This window comes from Pseudomonas umsongensis (genome assembly GCF_012647205.1).
Taxonomy (GTDB): domain Bacteria; phylum Pseudomonadota; class Gammaproteobacteria; order Pseudomonadales; family Pseudomonadaceae; genus Aquipseudomonas; species Aquipseudomonas umsongensis.
This window is the reverse complement of sequence record NZ_CP051487.1, coordinates 2948340-2973312: the sequence shown is the minus strand read 5'-3', so window position 1 is coordinate 2973312 and position 24973 is coordinate 2948340. Positions and strand designations below refer to the sequence as shown.

The window sequence follows — 24973 nt, the reverse complement described above, 5'->3', positions numbered from 1 at the left end:
GTCAGGCTTCCCGCGTCATCGTTGACCTCCATCGCGACGGTGCGACGATTCGACATGCTCGCTCCTACAGGGGTCGTCGCGATGGGCCATCGTGGTTTAACGGGGCGCTCGCGATCAAAAGCAAAGCGAGGCGGCCTGATTTCAAGCGAACACGTTGATCGTTCCCACGCTCTGCGTGGGAATGCCGCCAGGGACGCTCCGCGTTCCGCTGACGACGCATGACCTGAGCCGTGCGCAACAGTGACGCAGAGCGTGGGAACCATCATCGATCACAACGCGGACAGGCACGCCTTACACAACCCTCAACCAAGGCCAGCGAACCTGATAACTCTTCGCCTTCTGCTCAAACAAGTCAGGCCTGGGGTTTGCCGGATTGATACGCAACAAGCCCTGCTCTACATCCGCCAACCCGTAGGGGGCGTAGACCTCGCCGGTGACAACGTCCAGACCAATACAAGTACCCGCCACCAGGTAGCGATCAATCCCGTCCCTGGCCGATTCAAGCCTGGGGTAAGTCCCGCCAAAGCGCTGGTGATACCAAAGGTGCACGCGCGCCTGATTCTTGAGCTCGACGTTGACCCCAAGGTCCTGGAAGACATCTTGAGCCCGCTGGATAACCTCGTTCTCGGCCTCCCAGGACAGGTCGGGGTCAAAGTAGAAAACGTCGTAATCCTTGATGCCCCAGCCAGGATCTCGTTGTGCCTTTTGATTCCATACCGCCTGGAACAGGCAACCTGCCGTGAGCATGCATTGATCAAGTCCAAGCGCTGGCAAGCGTGAGGACAATTGCACGTTGATCGGGTTGGTCATTGCGATGCCAACCAGTTTTTCGGCCGTCAATGTCATGGTTCTTCCCTTGCAAACCGATTCAGTCCCGGCGCCCAAGTTACAACAAAACCATGACAAGCCCGCACTCAGGATTGCATCTCGGCCGCGAGCAGCTTCACCAACGCCGCGGCCGGCAGTTCCCGAGCCAATGGTGCCCCCTGCCCAGCCCATTGCACGGCGAAATCGCTATTGGCCCGGGCCGCTGCCGCGGCATTAAGCGCCTTGTTGGCGTCATAGGTGAGCGGGTAGTCCGGCATTTCGATGCCTGCCCCTTCGAGGCTGGTGAAGTTGCGATTGACCATGCCCCGGGCCGGGCGGCCGGAAATGACGCTGGTGACGTGCGTCTGATGCGCGCGCGGGCCTTTGAGCGCTTCGCGGTAGGCACCGTTCGCCGACGATTCCGGGCAGAGAATGAATGCCGTGCCTAACTGCGCGGCACTGGCGCCCAACCGCATGACCGCGTTAATGCCTGCGCCGTCCATGATGCCGCCCGCGGCAATCAATGGCAGACGACAGGCATCGACCAGTACACGCACCAAAGCGCAGGTGCCCATCTGCAAATCCTGCCGCGGATCGAAGACCCCGCGATGCCCACCCGCCTCGTAACCCTGTGCCACCAGGGCATGCACCCCCGCGTCCTGCGCCGCCAACGCTTCGGCAAGGCTGGTCACGGAACACAGCAGCAGAATGCCAGCGGCCTTGAGTGCATCGATGGCCGGTTGTGGCGGCAGGCCAAAATGGAAGCTGACCACCGCCGGTTTTTCTTCCAGCAGCATCTGCAGCATGTCGGCATCCTCGACGAACGAGGTGTAGATTTCCCGCAGCGACACCGGTGTCTCGGCGCCAAACTCGGCGAAAAACCCTGCCAGAAATTGCAACCACCTGGATTCCCGCAAGGTGTCCCGGACAGCCGGCTGGTGACAGAACACATTCACATTGAAGGGTTTGTCGGTATGCGCCGCCGTCTCGCGCAGCAGGGCCCGCGCCTGCTCGACGTTGCTCGCGCCAATGCCGATGGAACCCAGCCCGCCAGCATTGGACACCGCCGCCGCAAGACGGGGTGTGGAGACGCCCACCATCGGCGCCTGAATGATCGGCCATTGGATGTTCAATAGGGACAACAGTGGATTGGACATGGCAGCACCTGGGCCTGATGAATGAAAGTGAACGCTAGAGCTCTGCAGTCAGAAATTGCGCGCGGCCACGACCGAACGACCAGTCCGCGTCGGTGTTCTCCACCAGTGAAACGATCAGGTCGTCAGGCGACAGGCCGCACTCGGCGTGCAGCTGCTCGGCCAGCAAGCGGTAGAACGCGACTTTTTGCTGCTGGGGGCGCGGACGCGAAATCAGCGTCAGCAACACCACATTGTCCGATCGCGAGTAACCCAACCCCGTGTCGTGCAGTACCAACTCCCCCGGCCGGTGTTGCGTCACGCTCTGGTAGCGATCACTAGCGGGCACCTCGAACGCCTGGACCATGGCCTGATGCGCCACCTCCAGCAAAGTGCGCAGCTGTTCGTCGCTACGGCCTTGAATGATGTCGAACTTGAGCAATGGCATCGCGGTTTACCTTGGGCAAGAAAATGGGAGCAAGCCGCCGTTGAGAAAAGGCACAGCCGCCCCCTGGGACAATGGACAGCGTGCAAGCCCGCGCCTGCACACCCTCCAACCCGAAAGCGCGTGAAGGTCTACTTGGAGGTCGGCATGGCAAACTCGGCGCCCTTGGCAATGCTGTTCGGCCAGCGCTGCATGACCGATTTCTGTTTGGTGTAGAAACGCACGCCCTCTTCGCCATAGGCGTGCATGTCACCGAACAGCGAGCGCTTCCAGCCACCGAAGCCGTGCCACGCCATCGGCACCGGAATCGGCACGTTGATGCCGACCATGCCCACCTGGATGCGGGTCGCGAATTCACGGGCGATATGACCGTCGCGTGTGTAGCACGCGGTGCCGTTGCCGAATTCGTGGGCATTGACCAGATCGACCGCCTCGGCGAAATCCTTGACCCGTATGCACGCCAGCACCGGACCGAAGATTTCCTCCTGGTAGATCTTCATCGCGGGGGTGACATGGTCGAATATTGTGCCACCGAGCCAGAAGCCCCCGGCGCAATCGGCGCCGGCCTGCGAGCCATCGAAGTCACGGCCGTCGACCAGCATCTCGGCGCCTTCAGCGATGCCTTGCTCGATGTAGCCGGTGATGCGCTGGTGCGCCACGCGCGAAACGATTGGGCCCATTTCGGCGGCCAGGTTCATGCCCTCGAGGATCTTCAGCGTGCGGGTGCGTTCCACCAGTTTCGGGATGACCTTGTCGGCCACATCACCGACAAACACCGCTACCGAGATCGCCATGCAGCGCTCGCCGGCAGAACCGAAAGCCGCCCCGATCAGCGCATCGACCACCTGCTCGACGTCGGCATCAGGCATCACCACCATGTGGTTCTTCGCCCCGCCCAACGCCTGCACACGCTTGCCGTGGCGAGCACCGGTCTCGTAGATGTAGTTGGCGATTGGCGTGGAGCCGACAAAGCTCACGGCCTTGACTTCAGGGTGATCGAGCAGCGCATCCACCGCTTCCTTATCGCCCTGCACCACGTTGAACACACCGTCCGGCAACCCGGCTTCCTTGAACAACTCGGCGATCAGCAGCGAGGGCGAAGGATCGATCGGGCTCGGCTTGAGCACGAAGGTGTTGCCGCAGGCGATGGCCACCGGAAACATCCACATCGGCACCATCACCGGGAAGTTGAAGGGCGTGATACCGGCCACCACGCCCAGGGACTGGCGCAGGGTCCAGTTATCGATGTTGGTCGAGACTTGCTCGGTGTAGTCGCCCTTGAGCAATTGCGGGATGCCGCAAGCGAACTCGACAACCTCGATGCCGCGCGTCACTTCGCCCTGGGCATCGGTGAAGACCTTGCCATGTTCGGTGGTGATCATCCGGGCCAGGGTGTCGCGGTGCTCGTTGAGCAGCGCGAGGAACTTGAACAGAATGCGCGCGCGGCGCAGCGGCGGTGTCGCCGACCAGGCGGGAAAGGCGACGGCGGCCGACTGCACCGCGGCGTCGACGTCCGAGGCACTGGCCAGGGCCACCTTGCCGATCACCACACCAGTGGCGGGGTTGGTGACGTGCTGCGAGCGACTGGAAGTGCCGGGTGTCAGGCGACCGTGAATATAGTGTGCGATGTCTGCAGGCTGGGTACTCATGGCGGGTTGTCCCCTGGTGGTGGATAAGAGCCATCTCTTGTTGTTGTCAGGCCGGGGCGTTGAGCGCTCCCGACATGGCCAAGGTAGGCCCGCCGACAAATCATGTAAAATGATGATTAATGATCTTATGGATCATATTTTATGAAGCAGCCATTTCGCCCGCTCGCCCAGGCGGCGCTTCCAGTCCGCGGCCAGGCCGACGCTGTCCGCCAGCGCGAGCAAATCGTCGATCAGCGGCCGGTGCGCCAATTGCACCTGCCAGAACTGGTCGATGGAAAACCGTTCGTTATGCCGTTCCAGCAATTCAATGCGGTCCCCCGCTTGCAGCCAGCCCGGCTCGAGCACCCGGTAATACCAGCCGGTGATTCGTTCCCGGGCGACGAACATCGACATGTGCTCGGCATCGAAACGATGGTTGATCTTCCAGCAGGGACTGCGCGGCTGGGAGACCTGCAGCAAGCTGCTGCCGATGCGGAACACGTCGCCGATGTGCACGTTGAGCTCCGAAAGCCCGAATGCGCAAATGTTCTCCCCCAGGCTCCCCGCGACCAGATGCGCGGCACTGGGCGCAAAGGCCTGCGCCAGACGCTGGTAGTTTTGCGCCGCATACTGATGCACGGCTTTTTCCGGCCCGCCGTGCACCCGGGTGTCGCCGTGCTGGTCGCCGACGATCCCCTGTAACTCCACGCGCACCGGGCCTGCCTGGCGTTGCTTGAAGATGCCCGTGCGCTGCCCTTCAGGCTGCAATACCGCCAGGCCTCCAGCGAAGACATGGTCGATTGTCGAAATCAGTGTCATGGGCCGACCTTCACTCATCAGGGGGTTTTAGTCACTTTACTAATCACCAGAAATGGCCGTAAAGTGATCGTTAAGCATGTCTGCGATCACTTCTACTGATAGATGGTGACAACAAATGGAAATGCGCCAACTGAAGATTTTCTGCGCCGTGGCCGAACTGGGCAGCTTCACCGCCGCCGCGTTGCAGGTGAATACCGTGCAGTCCAACGTCACCATGCGCGTCAAGGAACTGGAAGCCGAACTCAATCGCGAACTGTTCATCCGCAAGAAATCAGGCGTGGTACTCACCTCGGCGGGCGAGACCTTTCTCGGTTATGCGCGGCGCATCCTGCAACTCACCGACGAGAGCCGCAGCGCCCTGATGGACACCGGCAGCCCGAGCGGCCTGCTCAGGCTCGGCTCGATGGAGACCACCGCTGCCATTCGCTTGCCGCAAGTGCTGACCCGCTACCGCGAGCAGTATCCCGACGTGCAGTTGTCGTTGCTCACCGGCACCACGGTCGAGTTGATCAAGGCCATTGAAGCCCATCGCCTCGACGGTGCCTTCGTCGGCGGCTTTCACCAGAACTCGGCGCTGGCCCAGGAAGAGGTGTTTTGCGAAGAGTTGGTGCTGGTCAGCAGCAGCCAGTTCGAAACGTTGCCGGCGTTGATCGAGAAAATGCCCCAGCAGACCGTGCTGGTGTTCCGCACCGGCTGCTTCTATCGCTCGACCCTGGAGAACTGGTTCTACCAGGTGGGTCTTGTGCCCAACCAGATCATGGAACTGGGCACGCTCGACGGCATCCTGTCGTGCGTGGCGGCGGGCATGGGCGTGACCCTGTTGCCCAAGGCCATCGCAGAAAACTGCAGCGTGCGCCATGCCATCCGCTGCCACACCCTGCCAGCGGAATTCGCCAATGTCTCCACGGTGTTCATCCGCCGCAACGACACGATGATCACCTCGGCGATGAGCGCGTTCATCGGCCTGGCGCAACAACAGATCGCCCGGCCGGCGGTGGCTTGAACTACATCGGCAACCACTGTGGGAGCGAGCCTGCTCGCGAAAGCGGTGGTTCAGTCGACATCCATTCTGGATGTGCTGTCGCCTTCGCGAGCAGGCTCGCTCCCACAGGGTTCACTGCCAGCCGAGTGTCCTTCTCTGCTCGTTCAGGAACCGTCCTGTCGCAGCGTAGTCCGTGACCTTTCTCTCGGTTACAGACAACTGATCCAGCCCGCACGCCAGCTCCGCCACCCGCTCGGCCGCCGGCACGACACTGTGGATCTTGCCCACCCCCTGCCCCGCATACAGCGACAGCTTCTGCGCCATCCGTGGCTTGTCAATCGCCCGGGCCCCGCCGCCGATAAAGCGCAGCAGATTCCACTTGTCCCGATTGGGAATCACCCGGTGCGGCGTGCCGTAGGTCCAACCGAACGAATAGCCGGTGCGGTACTCCGTGTCATCGGTAGTCGCCTCGACAATCTTCTTTTTGTACAGCGGATGGGCGTTGGACTCGTCGGTGGCAATGAACGCCGTGCCCACCACCACCCCTGACGCGCCGAGCGACATCAGTGCGCGCACATCATCGCCGTGGACGATACCGCCGGCCGCCAGCACCGGCTTGCCCTCGGCGACGGCCAGGATCGACGTCAACAACGGCATGATGCCGATCGTGCCGCGATTGAGGTGCCCACCACTTTCACTGCCCTGGGCAATGATGATGTCCGCGCCCTGGGCGATGGCGATGCGAGCCAGCTCCACCGACCCCGCTTGCACCATCACCAGCAGCCCGGCGTCTTTCGCCCGGGGAATCATGTCGGCGGCATATTTCTCGGCATAGAACAGCGACAGCAATCTGGGCTTTTGCTTGAGGATCACCTGGAACTGCGCTTCGAACACATCCGGCCCGCCGAACTGCGGCACCAGGTTCACCCCGAAGGGCTGGTCGGTCAGTGCCCGTGTTTCCTCGATCCAACGACGCAAGGCCAAAGGTGGCAGGCGCAAGCCACCGAGCACGCCCATGCCCCCGGCGTTGGCCACGGCCCCGACCAGTTGCGGGCCGGAAATGGCGGCCATGCCGCCGAGGAAGATCGGGTAGTTCACGCCGCAGAGCCGGGTGACGACATTACCCGAAAAAACGTTTTTGTCCTGTTTCATGACTCACAGCTCCACATGTTTGCCAAGCATCCGCTTGAGCGTGTTGTTCTTCAGGAGAAAGTGATTTTTCGCGGCACCGAAAACATGCAGCGCGAGCCCTGCGAGGAACGCGGAGGCGCCAATGGCGAACAGCACATCGACCACATGCTTCAAGGTGGGGTTAACCGGCAGGAGCGACGGAATCCATAATCCGCCGGGCAGTTGCAGCACCTCGCCGGCGGCGGCCCGCGAAGCCCAAACCGCGATCGGCAACAGCACCATCGCCAAGGCCAGCGACACCGCCACCGAACGGCTGATGATCACTTCGATCGGGTTCGGCGTGCCTACCGGCAGCGGATGATAGGAGGTGATCCGCGCCCAGAACCGGTAGGACGAGACGAGGAACAGAATCAGCCCCAGCAGGTTTTGTACCCGGACAAGCGCCAGTTGCTGCGCCTCGCTGGAGGCGTGGCCGATCCACAGTTGCAGGCCGAAAATCGCCAGCAGCGAAATCGCCACGACCCAGTGCAGGGCAACGGTGATGGGTGAAAATCTCAGGCCATTGTCGCGTAGTTGCATGGCTGACTCCTTTTACAGAATGCGCAAATCAGGAAAGGATGGACCGCGAAGGTCTTAGTGGTTGACCGCCTGCGCGGCGCCGAGCCCGGTCTGGGCGCGGATCAACTGATCATCGAAACGCTCGCGCTCGAGCACCGCGCCACGGCTGCGGTCAGTCACCGAGCCCAGCCAGGTGAACAGGAATGCCACGTTCATCGAGATGATCGCCGGGTAGTCATAGGGGAAGATCGCCTCGGCATTGCCCAGCACCTTGACCCACACCGCCGGCGAAAGAATGACCAGCCCCACCGCACTCACCAGCCCGGCGACACCGCCAATCAGCGCGCCCCGTGTGGTCAACCCTTTCCAGTACATCGAAAGCACCAGGATCGGGAAGTTGACCGAGGCCGCCACGCCGAACGTCAGCGCGACCAGAAAGGCAATGTTCTGATCCTTGAACAGAATCCCCAGCACCACCGCGACGATGCCAATGCCCACCGAGGCAATGCGCGAAACGCGGCGTTCGTCCTTGGCTTCGGCCTTACCCTTCCTGACCACCATCACGTACAAGTCATGGGAGATCGCCGATGTGCCGGCCATGGTCAGCCCCGACACCACCGCCAGGATCGTCGCGAACGCCACGGCGGAAATGAAGCCCAGCAACAGGTCGCCACCCACGGCTTTGGCCAGGTGCATCACCGGCATGTTACTGCCGCCGATCAGCTTGCCCGCCAGATTGCCGGACTCGTAGAAGGCCGGGTCTTGCCCGACGATCACGATGGCCGCCAGGCCCAGCACGCCCACGATCAGGTAGAAAAAGCCGATGAAGCCCGTGGCGACGAACACCGATTTACGCGCCTGCCTGGCGTCCGGCACGGTGAAGAAGCGCATCAGGATATGCGGCAGCCCTGCGGTGCCAAATACCAGTCCCAGCGCCAATGAGATCAGCGACAGCGGGTCGGCCACCAGTTTGCTCGGCAGCAGGATCCGCTCGCCATCACGGTGCGCGGCCACGGCTTTTTCAAACAACAGGTCGAAGGAAAAGCCGAACTTGCTCAGCGCCAGGAATGCCAGCAGCGTCCCGCCCACCAGTAGCAAACCGGCCTTGATGATTTGCACCCAGGTGGTGGCGACCATGCCGCCGAAGGTGACGTAGACCGCCATCAACAGCCCCACGGCAACCACCGCATAGTTGTACGGCAGACCGAACAGCAGTTGGATCAACTGCCCTGCTCCCACCATCTGGACCACCAGGTAAAAGCACACCACCGTCAACGAACCGAAGGCCGTCATCGTGCGGATGCGGTTTTGATCGAGGCGGAATGAAGCGATATCGGAGATGGTGATACGCCCCAGGTTGCGGATGCGCTCGGCGAACAGAAACAACAGCAAGGGCCAGGCAACAAAGAAGCTGATCGAGTACAGCACGCCATCGAAGCCGTTGAAGAAGATCATGCTGGTGACCCCCAGCAACGCCGCCGCCGACATGTAGTCACCGGCCAGTGCCAACCCGTTCTGGAAGCCGCTGATGCCACCGCCGGCGGTGTAGAAATCATCCATGGATCGGGTTTTTGAGGCGGCCCAGTACGTGATGCCGAGGGTTGTCACAACGAAGACCAGGAACATGCTGATGGCGGTGATGTTGATCGGCTGTTTCTCGACGCCCTGGATGACGTCACCGGCCATGGCGCGAGCCGCAAATACACAGAGCAGGACGGGAAGGATGAGGTTCATGAGGAGGCGCTTCATACGATGCCCCCCGCGCGGATTTCTGCGGTCAGGTCATCGAATTCACCATTGGCGCGATGGATGTACAGCCCGGTGAACAACCAGGCCCCGACGATGAACACGGCACCTAAAGGCCAACCGATACTGATGATGCTGGTCGCGGAAAGTTTCGTCGCCAGCAACTGGGGCGCGAAGGCGGCAACGAGGATGAACGTGAAGTACGGGACAAGGGTTGCCGCGGTCAGGCTGGCGACGAACGTTCGCTGCCGCGAGACCAGCTCCTTATACCGGGGATGGTTGCGGATTCTGGCTGATTCGGTTGCATGGTTCACGTTGACTCCGTGTAGCAGTGGTAGCGTTATTGTTGTTCCACAGCCTCAGATTCAGACTCGATCCGCCACTGGCTGCGGTATCTGTGCCCCTTAAACCTATGCCCGGCAGATGATCATGTAAAATGATCATTAATGATCCGGCTGATCGCTTTTGGTGAATTTACTACTTTGGATTCCCGCTTCACTTCTCACCCAGCCATTGATTCCGGCGCACAACACCAGCAGCGCGGCAGTCACCAGGAACACGTGGTGCAACCCGAAATGGGCGCCGATCTGGCCACCGATCAGGGGCCCGATCACCTGCCCGGAGAACTGTGCCGATTGCAGATAGCCAAGGATTCTTCCGCTGTCGTGGTCCTCGACCGATTGCCGGATCAGCTTGGCAATCGCCGGCAGCAGCCCGGCTATGGTCATGCCCATCAGGGCGCGCAACACTGCCAGTTGCCACCACTGCGTAACGAATGCCTGGGGCACCATGACGATGGCCGTCAGCACCAGGCATCCGATGATCACATTCCAGCTGCCGACTCGATCGGCCAGTGCCCCCAGCCTGGCGGCAGTCAGGATGCTGCCCAGCGCCGAACAGGCCATTACCACGCCGGCAATCTGCGCCTGATCATCAAGGGCCACGCCCAGATGACCGATGTAGACAGTGATGATCGGTTCGATCGACATGTTGGCCAGCAGCACCATCATTGCCGTCATCAGCAGTGCGCCAATGATCGGCCATCGAGAACCGGCACCTTCGACCGGGATTTTTTTGGCGCGTCGGGCCCCGTCCGAACTACGATCGAACGACTCACGAATCAGTACGATGGTGGTGATCGCCGCCACGGCGATCATTGCGCCGCCAACAAAAAAAGTGCCACGGATACCTACCCACTGCGGGAGGAATCCACCTACCAGCGGCCCGATCAGGTTGCCGGACAACGCCCCCGTCGACAGCACGCCCAGTGCCCAACCGGCCTTTTCCCGTGGCACCTGGGAACCGATCATCACGATCGAAGCCGAGGCATAACCGCCGATGAGCCCGGCGATCAGGCGCAGCGCCACCAGATCGGTAACGTCCCGCGCCAGCCCGATCAGCGACATCACGATCGCCATGCCGATGGCCGCGCGGACCAGCATCGGTTTACGCCCAAAACGATCAGCCAAGCGGCCCCAGAGCGGTGCAGTGATCGCCGTGCCAAAGAATGTCGCGCCGAACGCTACCGCGGACCACTGCACCACATCGGCCTGCTCAGTGACGCCCAGTTGCTGCACATAGAGCGGCAGGAACGGCAACAGCATGCTCAGGCTCACCAATGTGGTGAACGAGCCGAATACACAAACAGCCAGGTTGCGACGCCAATAGGCAAGATTGCGCTCGGCATAATTCATGGGACCAGGTACTCCGCAGGCGAATGCGGCAGACCTTATCTCGCGTCAATATATCTCGTGAAACGATTTATCAAGATCGATGACATCTGTATTAGAGATGCACGCATTCATTACACGGTGTATCAACTGTAATTCCTTGCCGGTGGTATATCTTCGAACCAGAGCTTTTTACAGTGGTCGATGGCGTTCAAATTCCTTCACTCCACGAGCGAACCTTCATGCCCCACGACTTGAATCATCTTGATGCCGCGCTGGCCGCCTACCCACGGGTCGCACTGCTCGAAGGCCCGACCCCGATACAGAAACTGTCCCGCTTGAGCGACTTGCCCGAACTCAATGGCTGTCAGCTCTACGTCAAGCGCGACGACCTGACCGGTCTTGGCGGCGGTGGCAACAAACTGCGCAAACTGGAGTTCCTGCTCGGCGAAGCCTTGGCCGAAGGCGCCGACACACTGGTGACCTGGGGCGGTTTGCAATCCAATCACGCACGACTGACCGCGGCCGTGGCGGCCCGTCATGGCCTCGCCTGCGAGCTGATCCTGACACCCTCGGCCGTGCGCACCGATGACGACTTTTGCCACAACGGCAATGTGCTGCTGGATGCCTTGTTTGGCGCGAAGGTCCATCGGCTGGCTCGGGGTGTCTTGCCCGATGCCTACGCGACGCAGTTGGTCGACACGCTCAAGGGCCAAGGCAAGAGGCCCTTCGTGATGCCCCTCGGCGGGTCCAGCCCTCGGGGCAGCCTGGGTTATGCCGCCTGCGCAGGCGAGATCCTGCGCCAGGCGGAGGCGCTGGATATGCATTTCGAGCAAATCATCGTGCCCAATGGCAGCGCCGGCACGCATTCAGGGTTATTGGCCGGCGTCACCCTGGCTGGCGCCTCGACGCAAATCCTCGGCTACTCGGTGCTGGCGACGGAGGAACAGGCCACGACCACGACCCTGCAAAAAACCCGACAGGTCCTACAGCTACTTGACCGGTCCACGACGCTGGCCGACCACTCGATTCGCGTGGATGGCAGCCAACGCGGAGATGCCTATGGCGCGCCGACCGAAGCGATGCTCGAAGCGGTACGCCTGCTGGCGTCCCAGGAAGGCTTGCTCACCGATCCCGTCTACGGTGGCAAGGCTTTCGCCGGGATGCTCGCGGCTGTACGTCGGGGTGATTACCCGGCGGGCAGCAATCTGCTGTTTGTGATGACCGGCGGCATGCCTGGTCTGTTTGCCTACCGGAGCGCCTTCGAGTGAGGGTCACGCCGCAGCTATAGGGTTTCGACATTCAGGTACAACCGTAAAAGTCAGGTCGGCTGTCAGGCCGCCTCGCTTTGCTGTTGATCGCGAGCGCCCCGTTAACCACGATGGCCGAACGCAGGCATTGCGCAGTGGGGAAACCGGCAGGACGCCGGTTTAGCCGCGCTGGGCCAGGGACGGCCCATCGCGGCGACCCATGGAGCAATGCCGGAGAGAGGGCATGCCGAGCCCAAGCGAGGCACCGAGTGGTGGGGCACAGCCTTTTGCTTCCTTTTTGCTGGGCCGGCACTCCGGCGTTTGAAAAAGGGAGTCGCTGTAAAAGCGAAACCATAAGCCGCCGTTACCGCGGCAATGGATATGTACTCCGACAATAAATCTCACACATAACTTGCTGTGACGCTTCGCATCACCGTTGCGCACGGCTCAATTAATGCGTCGTCAGCGGAACGCGGAGCGTCCCTGGCGGCATTCCCACGCAGAGCGTGGGAACGATCAATCACCAGCAGGCTCGCTCCCACAGGGGATCCAGGTACACCAGTAAAAGTCAGGTCGGCTTTAAGGCCGCCTCGCTTTGGCTTTTGATCTGGGGCGCCCCGTTAACCACGCTGGCCGAACGCAGGCATTGCGCAGTGGGGAAACCGGCAGGACGCCGGTTTAGCCGCGCTGGGCCAGGGACAGCCCATCGCGGCGACCCACGGAGCAATGCCGGAGAGAGGGCATGCCGAGCCACAGCGAGGCACCGAGTGGTGGGGCAAAGCCTTTTGCTTCCTTTTTGGCGTTTGAAAAAGGGAGTCGCTGTAAAAGCGAAACCATAGGTGGCCGTTACCGCAGCAATGGATATGTACGCAGGCAACCAATTTCACACAGGGCTTCTTGTGACGCTTGCATCACCGTTGCGCACGACTCAATTAATGCGTCGTCAGCGGAATGCGGAGCGTCCCTGGCGGCATTCCTTTGCTGCGCGTGGGAACGATCAATCGCCAGCAGGCTCGCTCCCACAGGGGATCCAGGTGCCCCCGTAAAAGTCAGGTCGGCTGTCAGGTCGCCTTCGCGGGCAAGCCTCACTCATACAGGCTTTGTCCAAGTGACGCACCGCATGGACGAAACCACAAGCCGCCGTTACAGCAGCAATGGATCTGTACACAGAAACCTCCCCAGGAAAATCCCAGGGAGGTTATTGACCGATGCAACTCCCAATCAGCTCTTGGCCTTGCTCATCTGGGTAAACAACTCCGTAGGCACTTTCTTGCCATTGGAGGTGAACTGGTTTGTGCGGAATTTGTAGACTTCGCCTTCGGAGAGGAAACCGTCGTTGTTGGTGTCCATGGCCTTGAACTCCTCGCCGCCCTGCGGGGCAACGGTCAGCAGTTCCTTGAGCGAAACGCGGCCGTCGTGGTCGGTGTCGGTACGGGCGAACGAAGCATCGCCGCACTTGCCTTCACCGCACTTGCCTTCGCCGGCCTTGGTCACTTTGGCGCCGGCTTCTTCAGCGCCACACTTGCCTTCGCCACACTTGCCTTCGCCACATTTGCCTTCACTGGTTTTTTCCGCCGAGGCCAGTTGATACCCCTGAGGCAGCGCGTCTGCGGCAAAGGCGTTCGAAGCGAGGTTGAGGCTGCCGGCCAGTGCAACAGCGATCAGGCCAATACGGGATTTGTTTGACATACGGGACATGGTGATTCTCCGGATACTGTGGGCGGTCGAGCCGCATGGGTCATTGCCAAAAGGGCGATAAGCCGTGGTGCGAGGCGCGGTTGCTTTCTCGCTAAGGCAGGGCTATTTGACGGCAACCGTGTATCCCGGATGTATCCGGTTGCAGGGGCATTTGTAAGCCAGTCTGCGTTCGAGGGGGCTGGATACACAGCGATACACGGGCGCGGGTCTTCCCGTCACAGGAGCGGCTATGTACCATCGGCACCGGGCCAATGCTGCCCGCCGCTCGCTCCCGATGGGAAAGGTGAAAGCATCGCTTTTTCGTGCGAACCCTGTCGTATCTCTTGACGGTCGAGGTTTGGCAACGCGAGCACCAAGGCATCTCGGCTACAGGAGCAATGATGTTTTCAATCGAGCAAGCCAAACAAATGGCCAAACAGTTGCGCGCCTCGCTGGAGGAACGCAATCAGGGCCTGTCTCACTCCACCGCGTTGGAACTGGTCGCGCAGCAACTGGGCTACAAGGACTGGAACACTGCGTCTGCGATGCTTCCCCCCACAGCCACCCAGCCCGTATCCACAGTTACATTCGACAGACCCATTCCCATATTGCGTATGTTCGACGAAGCCAAGGCCCGTGAGTTCTATCTCGATTTCCTGGGCTTCAGCATCGAATTCGAACACCGGTTCGAAGCCGACCTGCCACTGTATCTGGGCATCAGCCGCAACGGCCTGCAACTGCACCTTTCCGAACATCATGGCGACGCCAGCCCGGGCTCGACGGTGTTTGTGCCGATGAACAATATCGAACTGCTTCGCGATGAGTTACTTGCCAAGCGCTACGGCTATGGACGTCCGGATATTGTCCAGCAGGGCTGGGGGCAAGTCCTGGAAGTCTACGATCCGTTCGGCAACCGGATCCGGTTCTGCCAGAGCTGATCGGCGCAATCCCTGATGTAAATTGACCCCGGTTTGAGAGTTGTTGACGGTTATTGATTCGGATTATCCGGCCACGGCAGGCAGTCTGATCGATAACTTTCATCACTTGAGAACAGAACACATGAGCATGTCGAATGGATGGATTGCCGGTATTGCCTTGAGCTGCGTGTTTCAGGTCGGTTGTGTCTCCAAAGTGGCGCAGCCGAATCAATACTCCGGCTTCCTCCCCAATTACGAGGGGCTGCAAGAGCAGACTACACCGAGTGAACAGAAGGTACTGCGCTGGACGGCGCCAGGGTTTGATCCACACGCCTACTCCACTGTGGTGTTCGAGCAGGTAGAGCTGTACCCGGCGCCGAAACCGTCCGAGCGCGTCAACCTGAAAACCCTGCAGGACGTACAGACTGCGGCCAGCAACAGTGTCAAATCTGCCTTGATCCCCTACTACACCATTGTATCAAAGGTGCCGCGGGCACCGGCCGATTCACGGACGCTGATCCTGCAAGCGGCAATCACCCACGTCAGCGCCAACAACGAAGGCATGCATTGGTATGAGGCCGTGCCGATCGCCGCCATTGTCGGGGCGACACAAGCTGCCACCGGCCATCGCGATCAGACCGCCGAACTGTACCTGGAAGCCGACCTGGTAGATGCCAGAACCGGTTTGCCGGTCGCCAAGGTGGTTCGCAAGGTGTTCGGTGAAACCGTGAAAAATGCCAGCCAGCCAATTGTCGCCAACGATTTCAAGGTTGCATTCAAAGACATGACGAACGACATGCAAGCACTGCTGTCCGGCCAGTAACAACTCGCTCGAAACCCCATCGCAACATTGAGTGCCCTGCCATCCAGTGTCACGGGATTGCAATGCGATGCAATCGAGCATGGGGTTTCGCAATACCGTTTAACTCGCGGTAACAGACCTTCCAATACCCCTGCCTTGCATTTTTCGGATAGCGCAGATCGCGCGATTCGAGCATCATCACCGCCCCCGATTGAGCCTCCGTGGATTACCCGCGCTTGCCCGCTCATTGCCGTTCACTCCCCGACAAGAACGCACTGCGTCAAATCCGGCCTGTCAAAACCGTCTCTATACTCAGCCCGAACCACCTGAACGGAGGATACCCATGCGCTACGCCTTCAAATTGAAAAACGGTGCCATGGCCCTTTTCGATCCAGATACCGCTTTGCTTACCATCACTACAACCCATGGAGAAGTTCAAAGCTCTACCATAGGTAGAGCCGAATCGCGTCTACTGGACCTGCTGTTGATGGACCCCGGCCAGACCAAAAGCCGTGAGGAAATCATCGATTACACCTGGAATGACCGCGTCGTCGCCTCCGGCAGTTTGAACCAGGCCGTTTTCTCTCTTAGAAACCTGCTTAATGACAGTCGTGATCACGAAATAGTGATGACGGTTCCGCGAAGAGGTTATTGCTTCAACCGTCTCTATGTAATGGATGCACAGGCCGAGTTGCCGACACCTTCAGATGAAGCGGAACCCGTGCCCGCCCTTGAAGCGTTGGCGCCACAGAAAAAAGATGCTCTGCCGGTGCCTGCAGGGAAAACCGGAGCATCAACTTACATTACAAAATTCCAGTTGATCGGCTATGTCCTGACCTTGGGAGTGTGTGCCTACACCGGCTTCCACTCCGGCTTCGACACACCAAAAGTTGAAGTTTCCAGCGTAAAACACAATGAGTTGTCCATCCATGCCGTAGGCCACAATATTGCGGAGGCAGAGGAACTGAGGGATCTTTCGATCGCACAGATCAAACAACTTTCGCTCAATTTAAAGGGCGACGTTTGGCTAAACCTTTTTAAATCCAACTATTCCGTTTCGTGCATTCGCCCAGATCTCAGCACTGCAAACCTGCAATTGAATAGCGAGCAAAAAGACCTTGCACTGATGATTCGGCAATGCTTGGAAGTCACCCTATGAAGTCAATGACACCTTCGACCGCACATTGGATAGTGCTTGCGATCATCAACGCCGCCTGTATCTTTTCCTTGATGTACTCACCCTCTTACTACATGGAAAATATCAGTTATCAAACCATGACCCGACAATGGCTGGAGGATTCGAATCAGCTCAACACTGAAGAGTATCTGACTATCGGCCATGGTCGACTGACACAAACCACCCTGGAAAGCTTGAACGGAAAAATTCGTAACGCGACTATTTCGGCGCAGGTTATCCGGGAAAGCAATCATCACGTCCAGATAAAAATCAATAACGTCAAACTGAGCCAGGACAACGAATTATTCGCCATCGAAAAAACTCCGGATCTGTTTTTCAGGCGTCAATTCATTCTTCAGGAAGGCACTATCCTGAACTACGAATTACTCCCTACCGCCGACAAAAACAGCGTGTGTTTTTATGTGCATGATGTCGGCCGCCTGCGCTGCATGAATCACTGAGGCACCTCAGCAAATCACACCATAACAAAAATAATAATTAGTGATTTGAATCAAGCACCCTCCCCCCACCAAGATCCCGCCTTTATCGTGTTCGCGAGCCGTCAAATCAATGATGACCAAGATCCTGGCAGTTCTATTTCTAGCCGCCTTACCTTTTCATTCAATGGCGTACAATGAATACGCCATCGGCAGCACGGAAATCGAGTTCTACGAAATAGAACTGAGCCCGAACGAAAAAATAAAGTTGAAACACCTGAAAATCCATTCTGAAAATGAACGTAATCAAGGTGACAGCGCGGTTGATGACCCATTGCCCCCCTCGCAAAACACTGACAACGAGAGCGATGAGCTTTCGCTGACTCCCGTTTGAAAATATGAATTTTTGACTTCAACAAACATCGTCAGCACAGGACTATCCGAAGGCAAAGCCGTGACAGTGATACGGCAGACACACTGCTCTGCCTGAAAAATCATCAACAAGGAAAGCACCTCAATGCTGCTTAAAAACCTCGCAAGCGTATCCTTTGGTGTATTGCTTTCGCTCAAGGCCTGGGCCGACGACAAGGAACACTACAAGGCCAACCTGACGCGCATTGAAAGCAACGAAAACAAGCTGATCGAAGAACAATCAAGTTACAAAATTTGTACCGATTATCGCGTGGATGATTTCTTTGCCTTTAATGCCTCAGACCTCGGCCCGTCAAACCAGTCAGCCATCTTTGGCTCGAAAATAGCGCCGTGCAAACTTCAGAGCCTGGTGGAGTTATCCACGAGCGACACGTACGTTTTTGCTGCGGCACTGGAGCTCATGCGGGAGTCGTCGACGTGATGAGCATCGCCCCCTCAAAGCACGAAGTACGCAATAGTGAGCATAAACTCATGCAGGATTGCAGGCGCCAATGCAGTCGACTGCACTTTGATTCAGCTGTCACGCTAATCGGCTTTGTACCTCATGACTGTGTCACCTTGGCCATATCCCAAACCAGGGTTAGTCGACCCACTGTCAACAACCGTGAATTGCGGCCTAACGAAATAATCGTGTTGTATAGCGGCGAGTTTGTACGCTACACCTGCGAGCCGAATGAAACCCTGTTTACCCTGACCACAAATGTAGAACATTACCAACAGTGCGTCGCAAACCATTCATTGATCGACGTCCTTGCAAATCGACAGGCATACCGCTTCCAGGTTGCCAATTTCAAATTAGTACAATCCGCCATTGACGTCTTCAATGCTTACTTGACCTCCACCCATGAAGCTCCGTTGAAACAGCGCAAACGCCATGAACAATCATGTAATGAAGATGCATTGCTGGTTGCCCTGATACGGGCCCTGACACCCGTTGGCCGCTCCGCACTGAGGCCCCCGACCAGAAGGAAGATCGCGACAGAGGCAATTGAGTACATTCATCAAAACACAAACAAGCCATTGAACATGAAGGTGCTGGTAAAACAACTGCAAACCACCACTCGCAGCTTGCATCATGGTTTCGTTGAAACATTCGGCACTTCGCCAATCGCCTACATCAGAAACCTGAGACTCGCCCATGTCCGCCGAGACTTGATCCGCAACACCTGGCCTACAGTCACTGAAACAGCAATGCATTGGAATTTTCATCATCTGAGCCGATTTTCCAAGGCGTATCAGGACGCTTATGGCGAGACGCCCTCGGAAACGTCCAGGCGCAACCGTGCAATGCTGGCAACGCCAGAAAAATAACAATCAATGATTTTCAACCTACCCACTGAATGGCCAGGATTGCTTAGGTCTACTCAAGGGGATAAGCATGCGCTATCGATTAAGTACGCTGCCACTCAAACAGAAAATCATCCTGTGCCTTGCCGCTTATTTATGTGGCGTCGCGTTGGCCTGGATTATTGACGCTTATTAACGCCCTGCATCACCACCCACAACCCGTATAAGGACCCACCTCACATGCTACTTCGAAATCTTGGCTTCGTATCGCTGCTTTCGTTGCTGTCTTTTCAGGCGCTCGCTGATGACAAAGGTTTATACCTCGGCGCTGGCGTCAGCAATATTGAAACCGATAAAACCCATTTGAGTGATGACGACTCCAGCTACAAGGTTTTCGCAGGTTATCGTCTCAACAGCTATCTGGCCTTTGAGGGCGCCTTCGTGGATCTCGGCCAGTTCGAGGACAAGGAACTTGATTTCGACGGTAAATCCGTCCAAGCCAGTGCCCATGTCGGTTTTCCGCTGGGAGATCGGGTGCGTATCTTTGGCAGTGTCGGTGCTCATGCCTGGGATGCGGACGGCAATGCTGCCGACGATGATACGGGCGTCGACCTGACCTACGGTGCCGGCGTTGAATTCGATGTATTTCGCAATATCGGTATCCGCGCGGAATATGAAGTACTGGAAGTCGGCAACATCAACTTGAATCAAACAACCGCCTCTGCTTTCGTTCTCTTCTAACACCCACTTCAATTGAGCGGCCATGTGGGTCGCTCAACCTTGATGTCATCGAAGGCATTGGTTTCCCAGTACTGGCCGTGCACACGCCACGGGGCTTTTCAAAGGCACTCCTGGGCCGCACGTTCGAGTCGCGATGGCCCGAATGTCGAGGCCAGCAACGTGCGTTCGTACAGGAACACCTTGCCGCCGTTCGAGGCCTTGTACGCCTCGAGCACATCGTCGGCGGCAACTTTGCTCGAAACGACGATTCGATAGCTGCGCTGGGTTTGCGAGATCGTTGCGCTCAGCGCGTTGTTCTGCAGTTTCGGCAAGACACAGTGGGCGTAATCCGCCGGCGCCTTTTTCGTTTGCAGCGTCAGCGTCGGGTCATTGGGGGCTGAGGCGCACCCCGACAGCAGCAAGGAGGCGATCAGCGCCAGTCGAGTCAACATCTTCATCACAGGGTTCCACAAGCGTTCTCAATGCACGCCATGTTCCTTGTTTGCCGGCCACAACAGAACTTGTGATGGATGATGATCACTATCAGTGCAACGAATAGTAAAAGACGTCGCCTTCACTCTGCGGATTTGGCCACCGGCTTGCGCTTCAAGGCCTCGCGTCGTTCCTGGCGCTCCAGGGCATAGGCTGCACTCGGCTCGCTGACCAGTTCGTCGCGCCGCAACAATTCACCGCAATGTTCGCACAGCGGCCCCAGCCCGGCAGGCTGCCCGCAACGCTGGTGGGTGTAGCGCACGGCCAGTCCCTCTTGCGGCGTCTTGCACCAGGTCTCACCCCAGGCACGCAAAGCCAGGACCACGGAATAAAACGCCTGCCCCTTCGCCGTGAGATGGTACTCGTAGCGCGGTGGCCGCTCGCTGTAGGCGCGGCGTTCGACCATTTCGTCAGCCTCCAGGCTCTTCAGGCGAGCCGCGACCATCTGCGGGGTACCGCCCGTCTGCGCCTGGATCTCATCGTAGCGATGATTGCGCATGAACAACTCGCGCAACACCAGCACGGTCCAGCGATCGCCGACGACGTCCTCGGCCCGGGCAATCGGACACAAGGTTTCAGGACTAGTCTTTTTTAGCGCCATACGGGCTTGCCTCATTCCAAGTAACTATGATTATCATATCTACACGCTGCCAAGGCAAGCCCATGGCATCGCTCAGCCTATTTCACTGGAGCATCCATCATGTCCAACACGTCCTACCCCCTGGCTCGAACCGCCTACCTGCTGGTCGATCCCTACAACGATTTTTTGTCGGAAGGCGGCAAGATCTTCCCGCTGCTCGAGCCGATCGCCCGGCAAGTCGGGCTGCTCGACAACCTGCGCGCCCTCGACCGTACGGTCCGCGCACTTGACCTGCCGGTGTTCATCGTACCGCACCGGCGCTGGGAACAAGGCGACTACGAGAACTGGGATCACCCGAGTCCCACCCAATGCAAGATCCAGCACATGCACCATTTCGCACGCGGCGAATGGGGTGGTGAATGGCATCCTGATTTCGCGCCCCAGCCAGGCGACATCGTCGTCCAAGAGCATTGGGGGTCGAGCGGTTTTGCCAATACTGACCTGGACTTTCGCCTGAAACAGAAAGGCATCACCCACGTTATCATCGTCGGTCTACTGGCCAATACCTGTATCGAGGCCACCGCCCGTTACGCCCAGGAACTGGGCTACCACGTCACCCTGGTGCGCGACGCCACCGCCGCTTTCAAACCGGAAATGATGCACGCCGCCCATGAATTGAATGGCCCGACCTTCGCCCATTCGATTGTGACGACCGAGCAACTGATCGCCACCCTCAAGCCGTGAGCACGCACATGAAATTGACTGGAAACCTGTTACTCGGCGCCAACGAAGTCCCCGCCAGCGCAGGGACAATGAAAGCGCTCAACCCTGCCACCCATCAATTGATCGAACCGGATTTCGCCTTCGGTGGCGCGGTCGAAGTGGACAGGGCGGCACAGCTTGCCGACGCCGCCTTTGACCACTACAGCCATACCTCGCTCGCCGAGCGTGCGGCATTGCTGGAGCGCATCGCCGACAATCTTGATGTGGTCGCCCAGCCGCTTGCGGCACGGGCCGCGCTGGAAACCGGCCTGCTTGAAGCCCAGCTGCTGGGTGAAGCGGCCAAGGCCGCCACCCAGTTCCGCCAATTCGCCGAAGTGGTGCGCAGGGGCCGCTTCCTCCAGGTGGCCATTGATCCGGCCCAGCCCGAGCGCCAGCCGCGCCCGCGCATGGATCACCGCCTGCAAAGTATCGCCCTCGGCCCGGTGGCAGTGTTCGGCGCGAGCAATTTCCCCATCAGCTACTCAGTAGCCGGAGGCGACACCGCAGCGGCGTTGGCGGCGGGCGCGACGGTGATCGTCAAGGCCCACAACGCACACCCGGGCGCCTCGGAAATCCAGGCCCGGGCCATCCGCCAGGCGGTGCAGGACAGCGGCCTGCCTGAAGGCGTGTTCTCGATGGTGCGCGGCGCCGGCAACGCGATCGGCGAAGCCCTGGTCGATCATCCATTGATCAAGGCGGTGACCTTCACCGGCTCCGAACAGGGCGGCATGGCGCTGTATCGCCGGGCGCAACTACGCCCTGAGCCGATCCCGGTGTTCACCGAGATGGCCAGCGTCAACCCCACGTTCATCCTGCCCCAGGCACTGGCCGTGCGTGGTGCACAGATCGGCGACGGTTTTGTCGAGCGTATGCTGGTCAACGTCGGGCAAGCGTGTCTAAAACCGGCGATCCTGATTGCCATCGCAGGGCCCGGATTCGAACCCTTGCGCGCTGCCATGATCAATCGTGTGGGGATGGCACCGGCACGTCCGATGCTGACGCCGGGCATCCACGGGTCTTACTTGAACGGTCTCGACAAGCTGCAAGGCGCCGATGCCGCGCCCGTCGCCGAAGGCTTGCCCGCCTCGGCAACCCTTGATGGCCAGGCCGCCTTGCTTGAGGTTGACGGCCAGCGTTTTCTTAGCGAAACAGCCCTGGCCCAGGAGGTATTCGGTCCGGCAGCCCTGCTGGTGAAGGTCGAGGATGAGGCGCAAATGCTCGCGGTCGCCCGTGCACTTCGCGGTCAGCTCAGTGCCGCCATGCACCTTGAAGAGGAGGACCTGGGACTGGCCCGTCGCTTGCTGCCGATACTGGAGCGGCGCACTGGACGGATTGTCGTCAACGCCTTCGCCCATCCGCAGGAGGTGTCTTTCGCCAGCGTGCACGGCGGCCCCTTCCCGGCCTCGTCGGACAGCCGTTTCACCTCGGTGGGCATGACCTCCATCGAACGCTTCCTGCGGCCGGTGTGCTATCAGGGCTTCCCCGATGCATTGCTGCCCGAGGCGCTGCGCGACAGCAACCCGCTCGGCGTGCCGCGTAGCATTGACGGTCTTTAAGTGCTGTCGCGCCTGGCAAAAATCTAATGTTGGAGCGGGCAAACCCGCTCCACCAATACATCGACCGTGTTCCGAATCAATTATTGGCGGCAAACCTCCAGATAGGCCGTCATTCAGAAGATACCGCTGGCACATTATCGGACTTGAAAAAACGTAATAACCTGAAACTTCGTCCAACGATCAAACCATTGATAAGCCCGGACCCCAGTGACGACCAGGCCACCAACCCAATTTCGTTGGCCAATTGCGGATGCACCGCCTCTTGGTATCCGCTGTAGTAACGCCACGCGAAGAAGCACCAATACACAATCAGCACTCTGATTGTGCCATCCAGCACCAGCCCCTCACCCTCACGTTTTACGTTGTGGAACGAGTAAAAACGCAAAGCCAGCAACCAGCCAACCAGTAACCCCATCGCATAAACAGAAAGAGGAACCACAAATCCTTGGGAGATTTTCAGCGAGGCTACGGAAATAGCGACAAATATCGCCGGTGTCAGTAGTAACGATTTTTTCGTTTCACGATTCTTGAAGCAGGCAATGACGCCGTAATACGTCACGATAAAGAAAACTGCGTAAACCCACAGTGGTGTGCCACGCAAAATGTCGAGCATAAAAATCCCTTTCGCATTGCCTGTGCCGAGTTAGCAAATTACAGACGGAAGGCAGCTCTCACAAGCCGGCGAGATCCCAAAAAATTGTGGGAAATGGACTAGGACACTGTAATTTTAACCAGAAGACGTGCAACGAATTCGAGGTATCAGTCTCAGGTCAGGATAAGGTAGTCACGGCCCCAATTTGCAAGGCAAATACCTGATTACGCCCATTACGCTTGGCCTGATACAACCCATCATCGGCGCGTGTCAGCAGGGTTTCCAGGTTGTCACCGGTCTGTGCGAGGGCGACACCGAAGGATGCGGTCACGGTGTCCAGCACGGTGTCGGTGCCACGCGCCTTGATGCGCAAGGACTGGACCTTCAGGCGCAGGTGCTCGGCGAAGGCGCAGGCACTGCCCAGGTCGGCGCAATCGGGCAGGACCACGCAGAACTCTTCGCCACCGTAGCGCGCGGCGAAAGCAGTGGCTGGCAACGCGCCGCGCAGTACCTGGGCGACATGCTGCAGCACCCGGTCGCCCAGCGGGTGACCGTACTGATCATTGAATTGCTTGAAGTGGTCGATATCCAGGATCACCAGGGCCACCCCGCGGGAAGCCTTGCCCAGCGCCTGCTCCAGCAGGCGGGTGAACGCCGTGCGGTTGAGCAGTTCGGTCAAGCCATCGAGGGTCGCGGCCAGTTGCGCGCGTTGCAGTTTGTCGCGCAGGGTCTTGATTTCATCCTGCGCCGAGTGCAGTTGCGCGAGGAAGTGCTCCTGCTGGCTCTGCATCAACCGGGTGCTCTGCTGCAGTTCGCTCAAGATGCCCGGCAGGCGGTCGCTGGCCGGTTCATCGAGCATTTCCAGGCACTGCCCCAGGCGGTTCTGGAAAGTGAGACTGCCCTGCACGCTGCGCGAGACGTCGCGCTCCATGCCATCGACCAGGTTGATGACCTGATGCTGCTCTGCGCGGGCATCCTCGAGTTCGTCACGAATGATGTACTGGCGGAACAGCCGGGTCGCAGCCTCTGGCGGGCAACCGTCAAAGTCTCTGACCACCCGGTCCAGGTGGCGAATGAGTTCCGGGTCCTGGCCCTTGCTGTAGGTGTACCAGAGTGCGTAGTGCACGGGATTGGGCGGGATGTTATGGCGAACCATCAGGGGCACGGCCTGCTTGAGCAGGGCCGCCGCCTCGCGGGAGTCTTCCGGATACAGCGCTAGGATATTCGCACGCGTTTCTGATGAGCTCATGTCGTCACTGTGGTCGTTTATCATTGGCATTTCGGACTGTGCGCTGAGCATACCGATACGCCTGAAAAACGGCTATCCCGGTTTGCCTGCAATCCCGCTTTTGTTCCGATCAGAAACCGCACAC

The 24973-nt window shown here is 58.9% G+C and carries 27 protein-coding genes; 12 read left to right on the top strand and 15 right to left on the bottom strand.

Translation table 11 applies throughout. From position 1 onward, the window contains the following. Positions 1-291 precede the first annotated feature (291 nt). From HGP31_RS13575 to HGP31_RS13555, 5 genes are all read right to left on the bottom strand, one after another. Entirely contained in the window at positions 292-846 is a 555-nt protein-coding gene (locus HGP31_RS13575) for a nucleotidyltransferase family protein (protein WP_168757929.1), read from the bottom strand. Positions 847-914: 68 nt separating this feature from the next. Beyond that, a complete protein-coding gene (locus tag HGP31_RS13570) occupies positions 915-1964 on the bottom strand; it encodes an NAD(P)H-dependent flavin oxidoreductase (RefSeq protein ID WP_033043774.1) in 1050 nt (349 codons plus the stop codon). Between the two features lie 34 nt (positions 1965-1998). Next, positions 1999-2388 (bottom strand): tautomerase family protein, encoded by a 390-nt coding sequence (locus tag HGP31_RS13565; protein WP_033043775.1) that lies wholly within the window; start codon positions 2386-2388, stop codon positions 1999-2001. Between the two features lie 128 nt (positions 2389-2516). Continuing rightward, positions 2517-4034 (bottom strand): CoA-acylating methylmalonate-semialdehyde dehydrogenase, encoded by a 1518-nt coding sequence (locus tag HGP31_RS13560; RefSeq protein WP_168757928.1) that lies wholly within the window; start codon positions 4032-4034, stop codon positions 2517-2519. Between the two features lie 132 nt (positions 4035-4166). Further along, positions 4167-4832 (bottom strand): MOSC domain-containing protein, encoded by a 666-nt coding sequence (locus HGP31_RS13555; protein ID WP_033043779.1) that lies wholly within the window; start codon positions 4830-4832, stop codon positions 4167-4169. A 115-nt stretch (positions 4833-4947) separates the two neighbouring features. On the opposite strand from HGP31_RS13555, the gene HGP31_RS13550 reads away from it, so the two are divergent. Further along, the gene (locus HGP31_RS13550) at positions 4948-5835 is read left to right on the top strand and encodes a LysR family transcriptional regulator (RefSeq protein WP_033043782.1); all 888 of its coding nucleotides are present in this window, start codon (positions 4948-4950) and stop codon (positions 5833-5835) included. 111 nt (positions 5836-5946) lie between these two features. Here HGP31_RS13550 and HGP31_RS13545 read toward each other — a convergent pair whose 3' ends face one another. The 5 genes from HGP31_RS13545 to HGP31_RS13525 form a co-directional block, all read right to left on the bottom strand. Then, positions 5947-6966: an NAD(P)H-dependent flavin oxidoreductase gene (locus HGP31_RS13545; RefSeq protein WP_168757927.1), complete on the bottom strand. Its 1020-nt coding sequence runs from the start codon at positions 6964-6966 to the stop codon at positions 5947-5949. A 3-nt stretch (positions 6967-6969) separates the two neighbouring features. Next, positions 6970-7524 carry a cytochrome b gene (locus HGP31_RS13540; RefSeq protein WP_168757926.1) on the bottom strand — a complete coding sequence of 185 codons (555 nt, stop codon included), beginning with the start codon at positions 7522-7524 and terminating at the stop codon, positions 6970-6972. A gap of 54 nt (positions 7525-7578) precedes the next feature. Beyond that, positions 7579-9252, bottom strand: coding sequence for a cation acetate symporter (locus HGP31_RS13535; RefSeq protein WP_083348898.1), 1674 nt, complete (start codon positions 9250-9252; stop codon positions 7579-7581). Continuing rightward, positions 9249-9563 carry a DUF485 domain-containing protein gene (locus HGP31_RS13530; protein ID WP_020800728.1) on the bottom strand — a complete coding sequence of 105 codons (315 nt, stop codon included), beginning with the start codon at positions 9561-9563 and terminating at the stop codon, positions 9249-9251. The genes HGP31_RS13535 and HGP31_RS13530 overlap by 4 nt, the downstream gene beginning before the upstream one ends. A gap of 129 nt (positions 9564-9692) precedes the next feature. Beyond that, complete coding sequence (locus HGP31_RS13525) at positions 9693-10943, bottom strand: MFS transporter (protein WP_083348897.1); 1251 nt, start codon at positions 10941-10943, stop codon at positions 9693-9695. A 218-nt stretch (positions 10944-11161) separates the two neighbouring features. On the opposite strand from HGP31_RS13525, the gene HGP31_RS13520 reads away from it, so the two are divergent. Next, on the top strand, positions 11162-12190 hold the full coding sequence (locus HGP31_RS13520; RefSeq protein WP_168757925.1) for a D-cysteine desulfhydrase family protein: 1029 nt from the start codon (positions 11162-11164) through the stop codon (positions 12188-12190). Between the two features lie 1200 nt (positions 12191-13390). Here the strand turns inward: HGP31_RS13520 and HGP31_RS13515 are convergent. After that, positions 13391-13867 (bottom strand): HvfA family oxazolone/thioamide-modified RiPP metallophore, encoded by a 477-nt coding sequence (locus tag HGP31_RS13515; RefSeq protein WP_020801220.1) that lies wholly within the window; start codon positions 13865-13867, stop codon positions 13391-13393. Positions 13868-14247: 380 nt separating this feature from the next. On the opposite strand from HGP31_RS13515, the gene HGP31_RS13510 reads away from it, so the two are divergent. The 8 genes from HGP31_RS13510 to HGP31_RS13475 all read left to right on the top strand — a co-directional run bounded on the left by HGP31_RS13510 (position 14248) and on the right by HGP31_RS13475 (position 19639). Further along, positions 14248-14784 carry a glyoxalase superfamily protein gene (locus tag HGP31_RS13510; protein ID WP_083348895.1) on the top strand — a complete coding sequence of 179 codons (537 nt, stop codon included), beginning with the start codon at positions 14248-14250 and terminating at the stop codon, positions 14782-14784. A 121-nt stretch (positions 14785-14905) separates the two neighbouring features. Further along, positions 14906-15586: a DUF3313 domain-containing protein gene (locus tag HGP31_RS13505; RefSeq protein ID WP_168757924.1), complete on the top strand. Its 681-nt coding sequence runs from the start codon at positions 14906-14908 to the stop codon at positions 15584-15586. 322 nt (positions 15587-15908) lie between these two features. Continuing rightward, positions 15909-16724, top strand: a complete 816-nt coding sequence (locus HGP31_RS13500) for a winged helix-turn-helix domain-containing protein (protein ID WP_033044057.1) — start codon at positions 15909-15911, stop codon at positions 16722-16724. Continuing rightward, on the top strand, positions 16721-17203 hold the full coding sequence (locus HGP31_RS13495; RefSeq protein WP_020801225.1) for a hypothetical protein: 483 nt from the start codon (positions 16721-16723) through the stop codon (positions 17201-17203). Before HGP31_RS13500 ends, HGP31_RS13495 begins: the two co-directional genes overlap by 4 nt. A 109-nt stretch (positions 17204-17312) precedes the next feature. Next, positions 17313-17573 carry a hypothetical protein gene (locus HGP31_RS13490; RefSeq protein ID WP_020801226.1) on the top strand — a complete coding sequence of 87 codons (261 nt, stop codon included), beginning with the start codon at positions 17313-17315 and terminating at the stop codon, positions 17571-17573. Positions 17574-17696: 123 nt separating this feature from the next. Continuing rightward, positions 17697-18032 (top strand): hypothetical protein, encoded by a 336-nt coding sequence (locus HGP31_RS13485; protein ID WP_020801227.1) that lies wholly within the window; start codon positions 17697-17699, stop codon positions 18030-18032. Further along, a complete protein-coding gene (locus HGP31_RS13480; protein WP_168757923.1) occupies positions 18032-18922 on the top strand; it encodes an AraC family transcriptional regulator in 891 nt (296 codons plus the stop codon). The genes HGP31_RS13485 and HGP31_RS13480 overlap by 1 nt, the downstream gene beginning before the upstream one ends. A 216-nt stretch (positions 18923-19138) precedes the next feature. Continuing rightward, positions 19139-19639 carry a porin family protein gene (locus HGP31_RS13475; RefSeq protein ID WP_020801229.1) on the top strand — a complete coding sequence of 167 codons (501 nt, stop codon included), beginning with the start codon at positions 19139-19141 and terminating at the stop codon, positions 19637-19639. Between the two features lie 98 nt (positions 19640-19737). Here HGP31_RS13475 and HGP31_RS13470 read toward each other — a convergent pair whose 3' ends face one another. Then, positions 19738-20076, bottom strand: coding sequence for a hypothetical protein (locus HGP31_RS13470; protein WP_168757922.1), 339 nt, complete (start codon positions 20074-20076; stop codon positions 19738-19740). 116 nt (positions 20077-20192) lie between these two features. After that, a complete protein-coding gene (locus tag HGP31_RS13465) occupies positions 20193-20711 on the bottom strand; it encodes a winged helix-turn-helix transcriptional regulator (protein ID WP_168757921.1) in 519 nt (172 codons plus the stop codon). 99 nt (positions 20712-20810) lie between these two features. Here HGP31_RS13465 and HGP31_RS13460 point away from each other — a divergent pair, with 99 nt between their 5' ends. Together HGP31_RS13460 and HGP31_RS13455 are read left to right on the top strand one after the other, a co-directional pair. Next, entirely contained in the window at positions 20811-21434 is a 624-nt protein-coding gene (locus tag HGP31_RS13460; protein WP_033040583.1) for a cysteine hydrolase family protein, read from the top strand. An 8-nt stretch (positions 21435-21442) separates the two neighbouring features. Further along, on the top strand, positions 21443-23008 hold the full coding sequence (locus HGP31_RS13455) for an aldehyde dehydrogenase (NADP(+)) (RefSeq protein WP_168757920.1): 1566 nt from the start codon (positions 21443-21445) through the stop codon (positions 23006-23008). A gap of 109 nt (positions 23009-23117) precedes the next feature. Here HGP31_RS13455 and HGP31_RS13450 read toward each other — a convergent pair whose 3' ends face one another. Both HGP31_RS13450 and HGP31_RS13445 read right to left on the bottom strand, forming a co-directional pair. Further along, positions 23118-23621: a hypothetical protein gene (locus HGP31_RS13450; protein ID WP_168757919.1), complete on the bottom strand. Its 504-nt coding sequence runs from the start codon at positions 23619-23621 to the stop codon at positions 23118-23120. Positions 23622-23778: 157 nt separating this feature from the next. Then, positions 23779-24849: a GGDEF domain-containing protein gene (locus HGP31_RS13445; protein WP_168757918.1), complete on the bottom strand. Its 1071-nt coding sequence runs from the start codon at positions 24847-24849 to the stop codon at positions 23779-23781. Positions 24850-24973: the final 124 nt, after the last annotated feature.